Consider the following 19,056-nt stretch of genomic DNA (forward strand, 5'->3'; position numbering starts at 1 on the left):
CTCCGAGGTGCGATACCATTGCGCCAGGCAAGCGCCCAGCACCGCCCCGTCATCTTCGTCCTCGGCGTGCTCCAGCAGACGGTGGTCCCGGGCCAGTAGTTTGCCGCCACGAATGCGCATGATGGCCACACAAGCGTCTTCACCATCGCGGGCATAGCCCACGACATCGCGGTCGCCGCCTTCCACCTCGAGCACCACCGTGGGCTCCTCCATCTTCTCGAGGTGCATCAGCGCATCGCGCAGCTCCGCGGCCCGCTCGAAATCGAGACGATCGGACGCCTCCATCATGCGCTGTCGCACATGGCGCATCACATCGCTGGTGCGGCCGTCGAGAAACCACACGACTTCATCGATCATCGCGCGATACTCCTCACGCGACTGATGGCCCACACAGGGCGCCTTGCACCGCTTGATGAAGTAGTCGAGGCACGGACGCTCGGGTGCCTCGCCGGGCAGCGCGTAGTGACAGGAGCGCACGGTGAAGATGCGCTTCACCACGTTCAACGCGCGCCGCATCGATCCCACGTCGGTGTAGGGACCAAAGTAGCGCGCACCGTCCTCGAGCAAGCGCCTGGTGACCAGCACGCGGGGGAACGGCTCGTTGACCGTCACCCTGATATACGGATACGACTTGTCATCGCGCAGCGCGATGTTGAACCGCGGATGATACTCCTTGATCAGCGTGGCTTCGAGAATCAGCGCGTGCGCCTCGCTGGGCACCACGATGGTCTCGAGGTCGCGCACCTTGCGCACCATGGCCCGCGTCTTGGGGCTGCTCTCGTGCTCCTGCGCCCAGTAGCTGCGCACGCGGGAACGCAAACGCTTTGCCTTGCCCACGTACAACACCTGTCCATCCACGTCCTTCCACAGATAGACGCCGGGTGACTCCGGCAAGTGCGGCAGCTTCTGCGCAACAGGCAGCGGCATACCCTGCCCCAATGCGCGCTGCGTCCACTCGTCGTCCGCGACAGGCAACGCCGGCCGTTCCGGGGTCAGGTCGTCAGGTGGCACCGAGGTCATTCAATCCGCCACATCAGTGCGAACACCAGTACGCGGACGAACCCGTAACCAGCGTGACGCCTCGGCCGATCCCATCCACCACGCAGCCACGAGATACGTCGCACCGAACACCGCCAGCACCGGAATGCCCACGATGCGGGGATGCCATTCCGGAACCCAACGCATATGGACCAGCCGGGCCAGCGTACCGGCCACCGCCGCGATGATCGACGCGACCAGAATGCGCCGCGTGCCCTGCCACATGGCCGGCGTGTACAACGTGCCGAGACGGCGGTGCAAGCCGTGCACGAGCACCGAAAGATTCACGTACGAACCCAGTGCCGAACCGAGTGCGATACCGGCGGTGGCCGTGGGGGAGTGGCGCAACGGAACGGCTATGGCAACAGATGCCACAGCGGACACGAGGATACTGGCGATCGACGCGCGCAGCGGCGTGCGGTAGTCCTGCAGTGCGTAATACGCGGATGCCAACAGTTTCACCGACGAGAAGCTCACCATGCCCACGGCCGATGCGGCCAGCACCCAGTGCACCACGCGCTGCTCGTCCGCCCCGAAGCGTCCAGCGCGATACAGAATGCCCACGCAGTAGTCCCCGAGTACGATGAACACCACCGCGCTGGGCACGATGTAGAACAGGATGCGCTGCCACCCGCCACGCAGTCGTTCCCGCAGGGCATCCAGCGCCAACGCACCGGAGTCACGGGAGAATTCCGGCAACGATGCCGCCGCGACCGACACGCCGAACAGCGAGACCGGCAACAGCGCCAGGGTGTTCGCGTAGGACATGTTGGTCGTGGCACCCTCAGGCAGAAACGACGCGATCTGCAGATCGATGAACGAAGAGATCTGCACCACCCCCAGGGCCGTGACCACCGGGACGACGTTGCGCAAAGTCTGCGAAAGCCCTTCAACCCCTCGCGTGATGCGCGGACGGATCGGACCGGCCAGGCGCAGCACTTCCGGCAATTGCGCGCCAACCTGTAACAACGCCCCAGCCAGCGTCGCCCATGCCAGCCAGGCGGCGAGTGTCGCGGCGCTGTCTGCGCGCGGGCCTCCAACCAGCAACAACGCGATCTGCGCGACCGACCACAGCGCCGCACTCGCATACGACCAGAAGAAGCGGCGGTGCGAGTTCTGAATGCCTAGACACCAGCCACTCAGCACCATCACGCCTGTCATGGGGAACAGGATGCGCGTCAGACGCGTGGTCAGTTCGCTGGTCGCTTCATCGAAGCCTGGTGCCAGGACCGCCGTCAGCCATGGTGCCGTCAGAATGCCAAGCAGCGTGAGGAGCGACACCGCAGCGAGCAGCACACCGAGCAAGGCATTCGCCAGCGCCCGCGCGCCGGCATGATCTCCCCGCTCGAGCATCCGGCTGTACACCGGCACAAAGGACGCCGACAGCGTACCCTCACCCAACAGATTGCGCACGGCGTTGGGAATCTTGAACGCCGCGTTGTACGCGTCAGACGCCGCACCGGCGCCGAAGTAGTACGCAAACGCCGTGTTGCGCAGCAGGCCAACGAGCCGGCTGATGAGGATACCGGCACCGACGACGAACGCGGAGCGTCCGCCCGTGCGGTCGCTCATGAGTGCCCCGATGCCCCGGTCACGAGTGCATGCGCATGCCCCATCGCCGCATCACGCAGGCGATCGAGCAGCGATGGGCCATAGCGCACCAGCAACGGCACGAGATTCAGCACGCGCTCCGGCGGTTGACCCAGCGGTCGCAGTGCGGCACGCACCGATGCCACTTCACGCATGGCGGTGTGCTCACGGCGCTTGACCCCGGCCAGCAACCGACGCTCAAAGCGGTCCAGCAGATGGGTGATATCGCGCTCGAGCCCCTGCACCACGGAGGCGGCGACCACCGCATCGTCCTCCACATCGCCTTCCGGCACCCGTAGCGATTCGCCCAGCGACGCGAGTTGCGACTCCATCGTCACCCGCAAACGCTCCACGGCATCGGCCACGGTGTCGTCGAGCTGCGCGCGTGCAACCACCTGTTCGGCAGCATGCGGATCGCGAAGATGGTCGTCGGACAACCCGAGGTGCACCTGCCGCTCGATCGATTCCGCTTCGAGGACTTCGGCCGCCCAGCGCGGCGCCACCACCGGCGCCGCAGCGCCAAGCGCTTCGGCCACCGGCGACACCTGCGCGAAGTAGGCGAACTCACCGGGACCGGCGAGATAACACACGGTCGGCAGCAGGGCGCGTTCGAGCACCGGCCGCAACAACACGTTCGCGCCGAGTGAGCCCACCGGTGCCGAACGGGCGGCATCCGCCGCTTCCGATACCGGCACCCGCGTACGGGCCTTGTCGCTATCGGTGCGGAACACCAACGACAACCCGTCGACGATATCCACCTGCGGGTCATGCCCTGCCGCCGTGATGGCCAGCGATCGACTCTGCAATGCGTGCAGCACCGCAGGAGCGTGCTGCAAAGCGGTTCGCAGAAACGGATCGGCCGCCGTGCGCGTCGCAGGGTGCGCCGCATCGAGTACCGCCATACCCAGCGGTTCGAGCAATGCGCGCATGAGGACGACATACGCCGCACCGATGGTCGCGTGCTGCGTATAGGCCGAATGAATCACGTCGAGGACCGACGCATGCGCCCCCGATCCACACGCACGCGCGAACTGCGCGAGCGCACCATCGAGATCACCCATCAACACATCGGCCATGGCCACGCCGTCAGTGGCCGGTCCGGTCAAGGCCACACGTTCCAAGCCAGTCGATGTAGCGAGGTACGTGACCGCTGCCTCGATCCAGTCGGCATCATCGGTGGCCGCCCAGAATACCGGCGCCACCGGAATACCAAGCTCCGCTTCGAGCACATCGGCCATGGCGAGCGCACTCATCGCCTTGCTCCACGTGTACGTCGGGCCGCCGAACAGGCCGGGCTGCTGACCCGTGGTCACCAGCACGCCATCACGCGCAGCGCGGCCGAGACGGTCGCCGGCCGCTCCGCCCACGGTCAGTCCATCAGCGGCAAACGCAGGCCGCAGCGCCGCCAACCAGTCGCGCCCCTTGAACGACGCCCGCACGCCATCGGCATGAGCGCGCCATCCCGCGACATCCTTCGGCCGGGGCGCATACCAGCTCGCCCCAACCGCTCCCTGCTGTATCGCGCGCGACAACGCACTTCCGCCCAATGGGGCTGTGCGGATGATGACATCCTCGGTCGTGCCGACCAGCACACTTGCAGACTTGTCCACGTCGCTCACGCGTGTTCGCTGAGTTTCACTTGTGATACGGTTCGCCGCGCACGATGGTCCCGGCCCGATACAACTGCTCGGCGAGCACCATCCGTGCAACCTCGTGTGGGAGCGTCCACGGCGCCAGTGAGAGGCGACGATTGGCACGCTGCCGGACGGCCGGCCCGAGCCCATGGGCCCCACCGATCACGAAGGCCACGTTGCGCGCCGACTCCCGCTGTTCCTGAAGCCACCGGGCAAATGGCTCGGACTCCATCGTGACACCACCCGGGTCGCATGCCACGACCAGTGCATCCGCGGGAAGGCGTGCCACCAGTCGCTCGGCCTCACGCTCCCGTACCTGGTCCGCCGACAGATTGCGCCCCGGTTCTTCCTTTACCTCGATGACATCGAGCGGCCAGTAATGCGTCGCGCGACTCTCATAGTCCCGAATGGCATCGGCCAGCCCCGCGTGGCGAGGCCGGCCGATGACGAGCAATGCGACACGCATCAGGGACAGCGCGTTGGCGCGCCGTTGTTCATCAGGCGTAGATGCCGCGCAGACGGTGCACGGTCGCCACGCGGCTGATCGACAGCATGTACGCCGCGGTGCGCATGTTCACGCGATGCTGCTTCGAGAGCTGGAGCACATCCTGGAAGCTGCGGGTCATGATGTCGCCGAGGCGCTCGTTCACGACCGCTTCGCTCCAGAAGTAGCCCATGCGGTCTTGGACCCACTCGAAGTACGACACCGTCACGCCGCCCGCATTCGCAAGGATGTCGGGAATAACGAAGATGCCCTTTTCGTCGAGGATCGGATCGGCAGCTGCCGTCGTGGGGCCGTTCGCGCCTTCGCAGATCACCTTGGCGCGGATCTTGGGAGCGTTCTTGGTCGTGATGACGTTTTCCAGCGCCGCCGGCACCAGCACGTCGACTTCGAGCGTCAGGATCTCGTCGGCGTCGATCGGATCACCACCGGTGAAGCCTTCGAGTGAGCGATGCTGACGCACATGTGCGATCGCCGCGTCCACGTCGATGCCGTTCTTGTTGTGGAACGCGCCGAAGCGGTCGCTGATACCCACAATGCGGCACCCCTGCTCCGAGAGCAGCTTCGCCGCTACCGAGCCGACGTTGCCAAAGCCCTGCACCGCCACGGTCGCGCCCTTCATCGGCATACCAAGGTGCTCGAGCGCTTCCTTGGTTACGAGCATGCAGCCACGGCCCGTGGCTTCACGGCGGCCGAGGGAACCACCCATCTCCACCGGCTTGCCAGTGACGACGGCGTTTTCCGTGCGACCGACATGCATGGAGTAGGTGTCCATCACCCACGCCATCACGCGTTCGTTGGTGTTGACGTCGGGTGCCGGCACGTCGGTGTCGGGGCCCAGCAGCGACATGATGCCCTTGGTGTAGCGGCGCGTGACGCGCTCGAGCTCACCGACCGACATCTGCAGCGGATCGCAGATCACGCCGCCCTTGGCGCCGCCAAACGGCAGGTTCACCACGGCACACTTCCACGTCATCCAGGCCGCGAGAGCCTTCACTTCTTCCAGTGTCACATTCATGTCGAAGCGGATGCCGCCCTTGGCGGGGCCGCGCGACGTGTTGTACAGCACGCGATATCCCGTGAACACTTCGACGTCGCCGTTGTCCATCATCACCGGCACAGAGACGGTGAGTTGCTTCTCGGGATTGCGGAGAATCTTGTAGATGCCGGGCTCGAGATCGAGCAGTTCGGCAGCGCGGTCGAAGCGTGACATCATCGCTTCGAACGGGTTCTCTTCGTTGAGGAACCGATCCTTGTCCGGACGGACGATGCTGTCCGTCGGCAGTCGGAGGAGGTCGATGGCCATGAGGCTTCAGATGTGATAAGGCCGGTCTCAGCCGGCGGTGGGAGTCCTGATCCGCCGCGCCGCCAGTACCCGGTCACATTCGTTTTCCAGGACCTCGGCGCCTCGATTGATCACGACTGTTTGTGAAAGATACCAAAGGGCTGGCCCGACGCGAGGCCAAAGCGGGCCCAGCTTGACGGCGTCTTTCAGCGTACAGACGACGCCATCCCCCTGTTCCGCAACGCGGACGATTTCCGAAATCTCACCAGTGGTGAACTGATGATGGTCCGGATAGCGCAGGTGAGCCCCAACGATCGCACCGGCCCCTTGCAGCTGGCGTTCGAAGGCGGCCGGGTTGCCGATGGCTGACACCGCGGTGATGCGAAGCCCCTGCAGTGACGGCGTCGGGGCGTCCTCAATGGCATCGTGGATGCCCGCCGAGGTCAGCTCCACGATGGCCACGCGAGCTGGATCGACGTATGCGGAAATGGCCTTCAACACCTGCGCGACGCTCGCTTCGTCGGCCACCTTCACCGTGATGATGACGGCCGTGGCCCGCTTCAGCGCCGCGAACGGCTCGCGATAGGGCCCCGCCGGCAACAGGCGCACCGCGGGTTGCCATTGATCGGCGCTCACCAACACCACGTCACTCACCCGTCGCGCCCGTCGGTGCTGAAATCCATCATCGAGTACCACGCAATCAGCTCCCCGACTGAGCGCCTGCGCTGCCCCAGCCACCCGATCGGGATTCACCACGACCGGGGCTCCCGGCGTCAGACGCTCGTGCACGCGCCATTCGTCGTCACCGTAGCCACGGAGCACCAGTGCCGGATGCGCACCATGTGCCAGCAGGCGCGCCACGAACCACGCGGCCACCGGCGTCTTGCCCGTGCCTCCCACGGTGAGGTTGCCGATCGACATGGCCGGAAGCGGCATCACCGGCAGTGCATTCGCACCGATCGCGTGATCGAAGCGCGCATTGCGGCGCCGTACGCCAAATGCGAACACCGATTCCAATGGCGCCAGTGCCCCGCGCGCCATCGCTGCGCCCATGCCCTCGGCATGCCACACCCAGTCCGCCAGCGCGCGCAACCGGGTGTCCGTGCTCATGACCGCGCTGCGCTGAGCGCCGCTACCGCACGCACCTTCTCCTGCATATCCGCGCTGAACTCCTCGACACGCTCGGCCGCTTCACGCACATCAGCGTCGGCGAGGAGCTGTGGCGCGCCGTACAGCACCGTGACCTTCGCAAACGGCTTGGGAATCTCGAAGTGATCCCACGACCGCAGCTGCCACATGCGATCGGCGTGTGCCGTGATAGTCACGATCGGGATACCAGCCCGATGGGCAAGAATCAGCGGCCCCGGCGCGTAGCTGTATCGGGGGCCGCGAGGGCCGTCCGGAGTGAAGGCAATGTCTGTTCCCTGACGCGCCACACGCACCGCCTCGAGCAGCGCCCGGGTGCCACCGCGCGAGCTTGATCCGCGAATACCGAAAGCGCCGAACATGGCCACGATCTGGCTGATAATCTCCCCATCGCGGTGTTCGCTGATCAGTACGCCCGTCTTGATCTTGTGCCCGTAGAGGCAGGCCAGCATCTGACCATGCCACAGGGTGAACACCACGGGATTCGTACCCTTGGGACGTGCAGCGAGCGCATCGCGCCCGATGATCTGCAATCGCCATGTCCATCCCAGCACCTTGAGCAGCGTACCACCCAACGCGATGGCGATGCGCACCCGCCAGCTCAGTGTTGGACGCGCACTGGCATCTGCGGCGGCAGTGTGCGGTCCGCCCTCAGCGGGCACCGGTGCTCTCTTGCATGGCCAGAATCATCTCTGCGACGCGCGCTGAGGCACCAGGTGTGCCCAACTGTGCACGCACGCGCGCCAGCCCCGCTTCGGCACGCAGGCGCGCCTCGCCGTTCGGCTCGAACAACGGCATCAGGGCGTCCGCCACCGTGGATGGCACAAATGAATCCTGTACGAACTCGGGCGACACCGCTTCACCGGCCACCACATTCACCAAACCGATGTGCGGGATCTTCACGACGCGACGGGCAATCGCATACGTGATCGCGCTGGTGCGATAGCCGATGACATGCGGCAACCCGGCCACTGCCGCTTCGAGCGTGTTGGTGCCGCTTTTGAGTAGCCCCGCCGTTGCCGCGCGCTGCACAACGAACGATGCCCCCTGCACCAACGGAAACGGGCAGTCCGATGGCGCGATACGCACGGTTGGCGCGACACTCACGACGACGTGCACATCGGGCCGTCGACGCTGCACTTCGAGCGCCGCTTCCGTAAACGGTTCGAGATGCCGAGCGATCTCCGCGCGGCGACTGCCCGGGAACATGGCAAGCACCGGGGCGTCAGCGGGCAGCCCAAGCTGCTGCCGGGCCTCCGCCTGTGAAGGCAGTGACTGGGCACGATCGAGCAGCGGGTGACCAACGAACGTGGCATCGATGCCGTGCTTACGTAACAGGGCTTCCTCGAACGGAAGGATCGAAGCCGCCTTGGTCACGAGACGGGCCAGCGTGGGCAACCGATCAGCACCCCATGCCCACACCTGCGGCGTGATGTAGTAGAGCACCGGCACGCCGGCACGGTGCGCGACTTCCGCGACCTTGAGGTTGAATCCCGGATAGTCGAGCAACACCACCAGCCCGACCTTCCCCGACTCGATGCGTGCACGCAGGCGACGCAGCAACGCCCAGTGCTTGGGCACGTGCTGCAACACTTCCACGAAGCCCATCACCGCCAGTCGTTCGACATCCTCGAGCACTTCCACGCCGGCCGCGCGCATGTGACCACCACCTACGCCAGCCATCGGCAATTGCGGAGCGCGCTCGCGCAGCACTTCGGCCACCTTGCCCGCATGCAGATCGCCGGACGCTTCTCCGACGACGAACAACACCTCACGCACGTGGAGCTCCCGAGGGCTGTCCATGCGCCACCTGCGCCATCGTGGCCTGTGCCACATCGATCGCCGCAACGATCCGCAGAGCCGCTTCCAGCGCCTCACGACCTTCCTGTCCGGTCACGGCAATCGGATTGCGACCCATCACCGCGCCGAGGAACTGCGACAGTTCCATCACCAGCGGCTCGCCGTCCGGCGCTTCGAGTTGTACGCGCTCAACAAAGTCCTCGAGCGCGCGCGGCGCCCGCGCGAGCAGCATCGGATCGAAGTCACCGCGCAGTCGGAAGAACTCGCCGGTGCCTGCTGCGAGGTCGAGCGACAAATATCCACTACGCTGGAAGATGCGCAGCTTACGCAAGCGCTCACGCGACACCCGGCTCGCCGTGATGTTCGCCACCGCACCGTTGGCAAACGTCAATCGCGCGTTGGCGATATCCACCTGCGGGGTGAGTACGGGAATACCCATGGCCTGCACATCCGCGACACGCGTGCCCACCAGGGTGTGCACCAGATCAAGATCATGAATCATCAGGTCCAGTACCACCGCCACGTCGGCGCCACGTGGGCTGAACGGCGCAAGTCGGTCACTCTCGATGAAGCGCGGGCCATCGACGTATGGCATGGCGGCACGCACGGCACGATTGAAGCGCTCCACATGGCCGACCTGCAGCACAACACCAGCACTCGTCGCCATAGCCAGCAGTTCATCGGCCTCCTCGAGGGTCACCGTGAACGGCTTCTCGACAAACACATGTTTGCCCATCGCCAGCGCCTTCGCGGCCACCGCGTAGTGCGAGCGTGTGGGTACCACGATGGAGAGCGCGTCGACGTCGGCCAGCAGGCGATCGAGTGAGGCATACGCGGTCACGCCGTACTGGGTAGCCACCTCCGATGCGCGACCAGGATTCTCATCGACGAATCCAATGAAGCGTGCGCCGCACAGGTCCCGGAGGATGCGCACATGGTGCATCCCCAATCCGCCCGCGCCTACCACACCCACGCGCGGCGCATCCGTGCCCGCGAACTGCGCCCGCTGCTGCCCTGCCTGCATGATCCTGCTCCGCCTCACGGTGCCCCGGCGCACGACCGGAGCACTGGTTCAGAAGCCGACGCCGCGTCGGCTTGCTTCAATGAATTCCAGGAACTGCTGTACTTCCGGAACCAGCTCCACCTCAGCGCGCGCCTGCTCGACGCCCTGCGACAGGTTGAGATCCGAACGGAAGCAGAAACGATAGGCCCGCTTGAGTTCGCGCAGTACCGTTTCATCGAACCCGCTCCGCTGCAGCCCCACCGAATTGAGGCCAAACAGCTTGAGCGGATTGCCCACCGCGCGCACGAACGGCGGAACATCCTGTGGCACGCGCGACGCGCCGCCGATGAACGAGTGGCGTCCGATGCGCACGAACTGATGGATCGCACACAGGCCAGAGATGATCGCGTGGTCTTCGACGATGACGTGCCCAGCGAGCTGCGTACCGTTCGAAATCATCACGTGATCTTCGAGCAGGCAATCATGCGCCAGGTGCACGTAGCTCATGATGAAGCAGTGCTTGCCCACCTTCGTCGTCACGGAGTGCGAGGTGCCACGATTGATCGTCGCGTACTCACGAATGACAGTATCGTCGCCGATGTCCACCCACGTCTCTTCGCCGCGATACTTGAGGTCCTGCGGATCGCCGCCAAGCACCGCACCGATACCCACCCGCACACGCGCGCCGACACGGACATTGCGCTCGAGCGTGGCCCGGGCCGACACCTGCGCGCCGTCGCCCACGGTGACATGCGGACCGATCACCACCCACGGCCCGATCTCCACATCGCGACCGATCTCGGCGCTTGGGTCGATCAGCGCCGTGGGGTGAATGCCAGGAGTGATCGGGGTGTTCATCGATCGCGAACCATCGCTGCCATCTCGGCTTCCGTGACCACCTGTCCGTCCACGTACGCCACGCCACGCATCTTGCACATGGTCCCACGCATCTGCAGCACTTCCATCTCGAAGCGCAGCTGATCACCCGGCTTCACCGGACGACGGAACTTCACGTTGTCGAGTGACATGAAGTACACGACCTTCGTGCTCGGGTCCGTCACGGTGCGCATGAGCAACATGCCGCCGACCTGCGCCATGGCCTCGATGATCAGCACCCCCGGCATGATTGGATGGCCGGGGAAGTGGCCCTGAAAGAACGGCTCGTTGATCGTCACGTTCTTCAGGCCGACGATGCGCTTGCCTTCCTCGAGCTCGAGGATGCGATCGACCAGCAGGAACGGATAACGATGCGGCAGGACCTGCAGGATATCTTCGACGGTGTACACGGCGGGCTCCCGGACTGCGTGTTGCACGAGTGCTCGAACCAGGGCGACCGTGCCCCGATGACTCGGCTTGTGAGCAATGATGCGCGCGCGAACGCGAGCACCGGCCAGCACGAGATCGCCGACGCAGTCGAGCGCCTTGTGCCGAACGAATTCGTCAGGCCACCGCAGCGTCGTATCGACGACCCCGGTGGCGTCGAGCACGACCGCGTTCGCTGTCGATGCCCCCTGAATCAACCCCTTCGCGCGAAGCGCGTCCACCTCGTGCACGAACCCGAAGGTGCGTGCCTCGGCCAGCTCACGGCGAAAGTGCTCCGTGGTGACACGGTAGTGCCCCGCCTGCTCCCCGATGAGTGGATGCGGAAACGCAATATCGACGTCGAGTGAAAAATCGAGCGACGGATGCGCTTCGTACACCGAATCGCCATCCACCACGCGAATCGACTTGCGAAGCACCAGCCACTCGACGCGACCGCCATGCGTTACCACACCCGCCTCGGTCAGCGCGTCAAGAAACGCCTTCGCACTGCCGTCCATGATCGGCGGCTCGGGGCCGTCCATATCGATGAGCAGGTCATCGATGGCCAAACCACCAACGGCCGCCAACACATGCTCAACCGTGTGCAGCGCCGACTCACCCGTGCCAAGCTGGGTGCGGCGCTCGGCCTCGACGGCCACGTCCACACGTGCGGGAATGATCGGTGCGCCGGGCAGGTCCGTGCGACGAAATGCAATGCCACTGCCTACCGCGGCCGGCCTGAAGTGTAGCGTGCACGGCTGCCCCAGATGGAGCCCGATGCCCTGCACCGACGCGACACCGGCAATGGTGCGCCGCTCGCCTCCCATGGAGGCCGTGCACTCGCGTGCCGAACCGGATGGGTCGGAGGCGCGTGCGATCATGTGGAAGACTCTCCCTTCAGCAACTGCTCGATCGGGCGAATGATTTTGGCCAAGCGATTGAGGGCGGCCTGCGATCGCAGCTGCTCCTTGTGCGGACGCGCCGGATACCCGGACCACAGCTCACCCGCAGGAATATCGCCAAACACCCCAGCCTGCGCCGCCACCGTCGCGCGGGCGCCAATAGTCAGGTGCCCGCTGAGTCCCACCTGGCCACCCAGCTGTACGCCATCTTCGATGCGCGTGGACCCGGCCACGCCCACCTGGGCCGCAAAGAAGCACATGCGTCCGACTCGCACGTTGTGCGCCACCTGCACGAGATTGTCGATCTTGGTACCGGCACCGATGATCGTGTCATCCACGCTCCCACGATCAACACAACTGTTGGCACCGATCTCCACGTCCTGTTCGAGTACGCAGCGTCCGCTGTGGGGAATGCGTACGGGGCCATTGGCTTGCGGCACGAAGCCGAACCCCTCACGCCCGACCCGTGCACCGCTGTGCAGCACGACGCGGTCACCAAGCTCGGTGTATGGGTACACCGTGGAAAGGGCATGCAAGCGCACGTCGCGGCCGAGCACACTGCCCGTGCTCACGACCGCGTTGGCGCCGATCCAACAGCCATCTCCGATCACAACCTGATCACCAATGACGGCGCCGGCGTCGATGGTCACCCCCACGCCAAGGGTCGCACTCGGTGAAACGACGGCGCTGGCGTGAACACCCACCACACGCGGCTCGGACCGATGGAATCGCGCCAGCACCGACACCATCGCATCCATCGGTTTGTCCACGATGATGCGTGTTTCGGGTGTACCAGCGAGCGCCTCAAAGGCCGGACCCATGATCACAGCGCCGGCCTTGGAGGTGGCGAACCATCCGCCGTACCGGGCGTGCGCCAGAAAGCTCAGGTCGGACGCGCCAGCACGGTCAAGCGGCGCGACGCTGTGCAAGATAGTCTGGCCGTCGCCGATCAGGCGGCCGCCAATCTGTGCCGCTATGTCAGCGGCGGTGACAGGCTTGTGCCCGTCACCGCCGTTCGCCGCAGGCTGCCCGGCGGAATCTGATGCCACAGGACTCACTCGGTGGGCGGCTTCTTGGTCGTGACACCGGCTGGAGTCGACGCCGGTCCGACTGCGGCGGGCGGCTTGGCCGCAGCGGGAGCCGCCGCCTTCGGAGCCGACAGCCGCAGCTTGGCAAGCACACGATCGGTCACGTCGAGGTTCTTGTCCGCCGACACGATGTACGACATCTGCACGGCCACGTCGAAGATGAACGAGTAGCCACCTTCTGTGCGCACGTCATCGAGCGCCTTGCGCAGCGACTCCATGATCGGTGCCATCAGCGCTTCCTGACGATCCTGCGCCTGTTCGCGCAGCTTCGCGGCCTGCAGTTCGAACATGCCTTCCTTTTCGCGCAGCGCCTTGAGGCGTGCTTCCTTGGCCGCACCCGTCAGCGTTGCCTCTTCCTTGGCGTAGGCCTCGTTCATCGCAGTGACCGAGTCCTGGAGCTTCTTCATCTGCGCCTCGACGGGAGCAATCTCCTTCGCGAATGCCGCCTCGGCCTCCGCGCGGCCGGGAGCGCTCTGCATCAGCATCGACGAATTCACGTAGGCGATCTTCTGCGCGGCCTGGGCCGAAACGGCGGCCGGCACAACGGCCATAACGGCGCAGGTGGCAAGAATGGAACGAAGTCGCATGAGGGAGATCCTGTGTTAGAAGAGCTGGCCAAGCCGGAAATGGAACTGCCACTTCGGAGCCTTCACGACGCGGCCCGTCGCCACGTCGATCGCAGTGCGATCGAAACCGTAGGCCATATCCAGGCCCAGTGGTCCCAGCGGCGTTACGGTAGATACCCCGAATCCGGCAGAACGGAAGAGGCGCGTCGGGTTGATCTGGCGCGCCGAGCCCCAATTGTTTCCGGCGTCGGAAAACACGTTGAGGTAAAACATCTGGTTCACCCGGAGGCCAATCTCGCCGGTCAGCGTCATGAACGCATTACCAAACGAGGCCACATCCGAGCTGTACTGGTCGGTGCCGGGGTTGAACCCGCCCGGAGTAATGGAGAACTCCGGGTATCCTCGGACCATCTGACCGAACATCACACCACCGACGGCGAACTGCTGCTGGAAGAAGAACGGTCCCGAGTTGCCGAACAGTGACCCGGCGCGTGCTGTGAGCCCCATCGTCAACTTGAGCGGCTGCGAGCCCGGGTTGTTGCCGCCGAACTGGCCCAGCAGGGTGTAGGCACGCATTTCCGTCGTCACGCGCTGGAAATTCACCGTGCCGCCCAAGGGACCGCCGCTGAAGTCCATTGTGACCGTCTTCATCGAACCCTGCGTGGCAAACGGCAGGTCGATGCGGGTGTCCGAGGTGTACTCGAGCCCCATGTTGGAACGGAAGCAGTTTCGCGTACAGCCGTTCTGAATCTGACCGGACGTGAACGTCGCCGATTCGCCGTTGTACGACATGGCGAACGTGGAGAAGAGCGACCACGGCACCGGCATGCCAAGGCGGAACTGGGCACCCGTGCGGATATTCTGGCCCAGGTTACCGACGATAAAGCGGGACTGGGTGCGGTACGCGCTCACAGCGCCGGAGAGGCGCGAACCACGCAGCGCCGGATCGGTGTAGGTGGCCGTGAAGTCGTTGAAGAACCGACCATACTGCCAGTTGAGGCGGCCCGACTTGCAAAGGCCAAACAGATTGGGCTGCTCGAGGCCAATGAAGCCACCGAAGCCCACGCCGCCCTGACCCATAGACGCACCGAAGTTCACACTGCCGGTACGCTTCTCCTTCACGCGGAACACGATGTCGACGTCACCCTGCTCGTTGATCGGACGATAGTCCGGAAACGGCATCGGGGACTCGAAGAAATTCATGTTGCTGATGCTCTGATAGCTCCGGATCAGCGCGGCCTGATTGAATGGGCCACCGGGCACCAGAAAAATCTGACGACGGATACAATCGTCGGCTGTGAAGTCGTTGCCGACAATCTCGATGCGATTCACGATCGCCGGATTCCGCTCGTCGATCTCCCACCGGAGGTTCACCGTGGGCACCGAGTCGGCACCGATGAATTGGCGATCCATCACCGGACGGATCTGCGCGTACAGGTAGCCGTTGTTGCGATACTCGTTGTTCACCTTCTCGATGGCATCGTCCCACTTGTGCTGGTCGAAGATGCCTTCGGGTGCTGCCGCTTCGCGCTTGATGAGCCCTTTCACGCGCTGGGTCAGCGTGGGGTCCTGCCCATCGAACGGATAGAAGCGGCGCAATTCATCGGTCGGGAAGCGGCGATTGCCGGCGATCTCGAACGATCCCACACGATAGCGCGGGCCCTCATCGATCCCGATCTGCACCATACCCTTGCCACGCTCGCGATCCACCAGGAGCGTGTCCTTGATGATGCGCATGTCGACATAGCCAAGTCGCGAATACAGATCGGGAATGCGTTCACCCAGATCGCCGACGAACTTGTCCTCGTCGAACTCGCCCTTGCGCCAGAAGAAGAATCCTTCCGGCTTCGTCTTCATGGAGCTGACGACACGCTTGCCGGACACCGCTCCCTGGCTCTCCACATCGATGCCGGAAATGGCGAGGCGACGTCCTTCATCGATCGTGTACGTGATCGCGATGCGCCCATCGTCCATCGTGGTGGAATCGATCTCGATCTGCGCGAGGTAGTACCCCGCTGCCTCGTACACCGAGTCGATGCGCGCCCGCGCCCGCGCCACCTGCAGTGGGTCGATGGGCCGACCGATCAACAGGTCGATCTTGTCCTTGACGGTGCGCTCCGACACCGCGCTCGGCCCGGTGACCTTGAGGTCACCCAGAATCGCCCGCTCGCGCACCTGGATCACCGACAGCACGCGCCCCGGCACCGTCTCGAGATCGCAGGCCACCTGCGCGTCATCGAACTCGCCGATCGCGTACAGCGCCTTCAGCACTCGTTGGATCGCCGGGAAATTCAGCGGTGCCCCCGCCTGCAATCCGGCCTCCGTACGAATGCGCGACTCGGCCACGCGCACGTTGCCGCGCACGGCGATCGAATCGGGGGTCATACAACGGCTCGCTGATTCCTGCTGCGCGCTCGCGCCACGCGGCGCGAGCCCGGTCACCAGCACGGCGGCGACAGCCAGAACCAACTTGGGGGAAATGCGTTTGAGCATAGCCTCGAAATATATACGAGCCGAGGGAAAGGTCCGACCCCACCCCAGGCCAGTGGGTCCGCCTTCCCTGCCATCGTCGACCACGGCAAACGGCCGGACCCAAGGGTCCGGCCGTTCGACACATCACCAGCTTCCACCGTTGCCTGAGCGCGGAGGACTTTTGCCCCCTGCCCCCAGGCCGACGGTCAGGACGCCTGCGGGGTAGGCGTCAGGACACGGAATTCCAGCTTCTCCTTCTCGGTAGACGACACCGCCACCTCGATCTCGTCCCCACGCGAGAACTCACCGGTGAGGATCTTCTCCGAAAGTGGATCCTCGATATACCGCTGGATGGCCCGCTTGAGCGGACGGGCACCAAAGTGCTCGTCATGCCCGTGGTCCACCAGAAACTCGATGGCTTCAGACGTCAGGCGGATCGTGAGCTCTTCTTCCGCCAGGCGCTTCTGCACCTCGGCGAACAGGATGGACACGATCTGCGAGATGTGCTCCTTGCCCAGGGGGTGGAACACGATCACATCATCGAGACGGTTCAGGAACTCCGGGTTGAACACCCGACCCATCTCTTCCTTCACCTTCTCGGCGATCCGCTCGAAATCCCCACGTGAATCCTTGGTGGCGAAGCCCAGCGACTTGCCCTTGGTGATGTCCTTGGCGCCCACGTTGGACGTCATGATCACCACCGTGTTCTTGAAGTCGATCACCCGGCCGTAGTTGTCGGTGAGGTGACCCTCATCGAGCACCTGCAGCAGGATGTTGAACACGTCCGGGTGCGCCTTCTCGATTTCGTCGAGCAGCACCACGCTGTACGGCTTGCGCCGCACTGCCTTGGTCAACGTGCCAGAGTCTTCATACCCCACGTAGCCCGGCGGTGCGCCGATGAGTCGAGACACGGAGAACTTCTCCATGTACTCGCTCATGTCCACGCGAATGAGCGCCGATGTATCCGCGAACAGGAACTTGGCCAGCGCGCGCGCCAGCTCCGTCTTACCGACGCCCGTGGGCCCCGAGAAGATGAAGGAGCCGATCGGACGACGCGGATCCTTGAGACCCGCCCGGCTACGGCGAATGGAACGAGCCAGCGCCTTGATGGCTTCATCCTGACCGACCACCGAGTTGTGCAACTCGTCTTCCATGCGCAGCAGACGCGAGGTCTCCGCTTCCTGCAGGCGCGTGACGGGGATGCCCGTCCAGCGGCTCACGATGAACGCAATCTCTTCCTCACCCAGCGTGGGGCGGAACGACTGACGCCGCTGTTCCCACTCTTCCTGCTTGCGGCGAATCTCGGCCTGCAGCTCTCGCTCGTTGTCACGCAGCGATGCCGCACGCTCGAAATTCTGATCGCGAACCGCCGCTTCCTTTTCGGCGTTGATCTTCTCGAGCTGTTCCTTGAGGTCCGCCACTTCCGCCGGCGGCACCTGGGCCGCCAGACGGGCGCGCGCGCCCGCTTCGTCGATCACGTCGATGGCCTTGTCCGGCAGGAAGCGGTCGGTGATGTAGCGCTCCGACAACTTGGCCGCGGCCAGCAACGTCTCGTCCGGGATGTTCACACGGTGGTGATCCTCGTACTTCTTCTTGAGCCCCTGCAGGATCTGCACGGTCTCATCGATCGACGGCGGATCGACCACGACGGTCTGGAAGCGCCGCTCGAGCGCACCGTCCTTCTCGATGTACTTGCGATACTCGTTGAGCGTGGACGCGCCCACGCACTGCAGTTCACCGCGCGCAAGCGCCGGCTTGAGCATGTTGCTGGCATCGATCGCGCCTTCGGCAGCACCGGCGCCCACCAACGTGTGCAACTCGTCGATGAACAGGATGATCTGCTTGTTCTGCGCGATCTCGTTCATCACCGCCTTGAGGCGTTCTTCGAACTGGCCACGATACTTCGTGCCCGCAATGACCGCCGCCATGTCGAGCGACAGCACGCGGTGATCACGCAGTGAATCAGGGCAGTCGTTGGCCGAGATGAGTTGGGCGAGGCCTTCCACGATGGCCGTCTTGCCCACACCCGGCTCGCCGATGAGCACCGGATTGTTCTTCTTGCGGCGCGACAGCACTTCCATGACGCGCTCGATTTCCTTGGCACGACCGATGGTCGGATCGAGCTGGCCTTCCGACGCCAGTTGCGTCAGATCGCGGCAGAAGTGATCGAGGGCAGGCGTCTTGGACTTCTTGTCGCCCTTGGCCGGAGCCGCTGCTGGTGGCGCCGTGCCGGCCTTTTCGGCCTGTGGCTTTTCGCCCGTCTGCGGCATCTCGGTCCCGAGCAGGCGCAGGGTCTCCGCGCGCGCCGCTTCGAGATTCACGCCCGCATCCGTCAGCACCTGCGCGGCAATGCCCTTCTCCTCACGCAGCAGGCCGAGGAGCAGGTGTTCGGTGCCGACGTAGCTGTGGTTGAGATCGCGCGCTTCGGCCATCGCGAGCTCGAGCACCTTCTTGGCGCGCGACGTGTACGGCAGGTCCGGGCCGGTGGCCTGCGCCGCCTTCCCCTTCTTGACCGTCTCCTCGATTTTCAGCGTGACGTCGTCGAGATCGACGTTGAGGTTCTGCAGCACTGCTGCCGCAACCCCCTCACCCTCGCGGATGAGCCCCAGCAGGATATGCTCGGTGCCCACGTATTCGTGGTGCAGGCGCGCCGCCTCTTCGCGCGCCATGGCCAGGACCTTCCGCACCCGCTCGGTGAAGTTGTAGCCGTTCATCGTCCCCTCAGGGT

The 19,056-nt window shown here is 64.6% G+C and carries 15 protein-coding genes; all 15 read right to left on the reverse strand.

What is annotated here, in order from left to right; genetic code table 11:
• Nucleotides 1-1,020 (reverse strand): excinuclease ABC subunit UvrC (gene uvrC, locus VGE27_RS19100; RefSeq protein ID WP_331051272.1); only part of this gene is annotated, 1,020 nt, incomplete at its 3' end.
• Complete coding sequence (murJ, locus tag VGE27_RS19105; RefSeq protein ID WP_331051273.1) at nucleotides 1,021-2,610, reverse strand: murein biosynthesis integral membrane protein MurJ; 1,590 nt, start codon at nucleotides 2,608-2,610, stop codon at nucleotides 1,021-1,023.
• Entirely contained in the window at nucleotides 2,607-4,238 is a 1,632-nt protein-coding gene (gene bshC, locus VGE27_RS19110) for a bacillithiol biosynthesis protein BshC (RefSeq protein ID WP_331051274.1), read from the reverse strand. Before bshC ends, murJ begins: the two co-directional genes overlap by 4 nt.
• A gap of 25 nt (nucleotides 4,239-4,263) precedes the next feature.
• Entirely contained in the window at nucleotides 4,264-4,728 is a 465-nt protein-coding gene (locus VGE27_RS19115; protein ID WP_331051275.1) for a 23S rRNA (pseudouridine(1915)-N(3))-methyltransferase RlmH, read from the reverse strand.
• 31 nt (nucleotides 4,729-4,759) lie between these two features.
• The gene (locus VGE27_RS19120; protein WP_331051276.1) at nucleotides 4,760-6,070 is read right to left on the reverse strand and encodes a Glu/Leu/Phe/Val dehydrogenase; all 1,311 of its coding nucleotides are present in this window, start codon (nucleotides 6,068-6,070) and stop codon (nucleotides 4,760-4,762) included.
• A gap of 27 nt (nucleotides 6,071-6,097) precedes the next feature.
• The gene (gene lpxK, locus VGE27_RS19125; RefSeq protein ID WP_331051277.1) at nucleotides 6,098-7,159 is read right to left on the reverse strand and encodes a tetraacyldisaccharide 4'-kinase; all 1,062 of its coding nucleotides are present in this window, start codon (nucleotides 7,157-7,159) and stop codon (nucleotides 6,098-6,100) included.
• Nucleotides 7,156-7,857 (reverse strand): lysophospholipid acyltransferase family protein, encoded by a 702-nt coding sequence (locus tag VGE27_RS19130; RefSeq protein ID WP_331051278.1) that lies wholly within the window; start codon nucleotides 7,855-7,857, stop codon nucleotides 7,156-7,158. Before VGE27_RS19130 ends, lpxK begins: the two co-directional genes overlap by 4 nt.
• Nucleotides 7,847-8,998, reverse strand: coding sequence for a lipid-A-disaccharide synthase (lpxB, locus tag VGE27_RS19135; protein WP_331051279.1), 1,152 nt, complete (start codon nucleotides 8,996-8,998; stop codon nucleotides 7,847-7,849). Before lpxB ends, VGE27_RS19130 begins: the two co-directional genes overlap by 11 nt.
• Nucleotides 8,967-10,052, reverse strand: a complete 1,086-nt coding sequence (locus VGE27_RS19140; RefSeq protein ID WP_414653595.1) for a Gfo/Idh/MocA family oxidoreductase — start codon at nucleotides 10,050-10,052, stop codon at nucleotides 8,967-8,969. Before VGE27_RS19140 ends, lpxB begins: the two co-directional genes overlap by 32 nt.
• A 15-nt stretch (nucleotides 10,053-10,067) precedes the next feature.
• Nucleotides 10,068-10,856: an acyl-ACP--UDP-N-acetylglucosamine O-acyltransferase gene (gene lpxA, locus VGE27_RS19145; protein ID WP_331051281.1), complete on the reverse strand. Its 789-nt coding sequence runs from the start codon at nucleotides 10,854-10,856 to the stop codon at nucleotides 10,068-10,070.
• On the reverse strand, nucleotides 10,853-12,181 hold the full coding sequence (gene lpxC / locus VGE27_RS19150; RefSeq protein ID WP_331051282.1) for a UDP-3-O-acyl-N-acetylglucosamine deacetylase: 1,329 nt from the start codon (nucleotides 12,179-12,181) through the stop codon (nucleotides 10,853-10,855). The genes lpxA and lpxC overlap by 4 nt, the downstream gene beginning before the upstream one ends.
• Nucleotides 12,178-13,251: a UDP-3-O-(3-hydroxymyristoyl)glucosamine N-acyltransferase gene (lpxD, locus tag VGE27_RS19155; protein ID WP_331051283.1), complete on the reverse strand. Its 1,074-nt coding sequence runs from the start codon at nucleotides 13,249-13,251 to the stop codon at nucleotides 12,178-12,180. Before lpxD ends, lpxC begins: the two co-directional genes overlap by 4 nt.
• Before the next feature lie 5 nt (nucleotides 13,252-13,256).
• On the reverse strand, nucleotides 13,257-13,877 hold the full coding sequence (locus tag VGE27_RS19160) for an OmpH family outer membrane protein (RefSeq protein ID WP_331051284.1): 621 nt from the start codon (nucleotides 13,875-13,877) through the stop codon (nucleotides 13,257-13,259).
• A 15-nt stretch (nucleotides 13,878-13,892) separates the two neighbouring features.
• Complete coding sequence (bamA, locus tag VGE27_RS19165) at nucleotides 13,893-16,349, reverse strand: outer membrane protein assembly factor BamA (protein WP_331051285.1); 2,457 nt, start codon at nucleotides 16,347-16,349, stop codon at nucleotides 13,893-13,895.
• Between the two features lie 185 nt (nucleotides 16,350-16,534).
• Entirely contained in the window at nucleotides 16,535-19,042 is a 2,508-nt protein-coding gene (locus VGE27_RS19170; protein ID WP_331051286.1) for an ATP-dependent Clp protease ATP-binding subunit, read from the reverse strand.
• Between the last annotated feature and the right edge of the window lie 14 nt (nucleotides 19,043-19,056).

The sequence above is a fragment of the Gemmatimonas sp. genome, from assembly GCF_036405635.1.
Taxonomy (GTDB): Bacteria; Gemmatimonadota; Gemmatimonadetes; order Gemmatimonadales; family Gemmatimonadaceae; genus Gemmatimonas.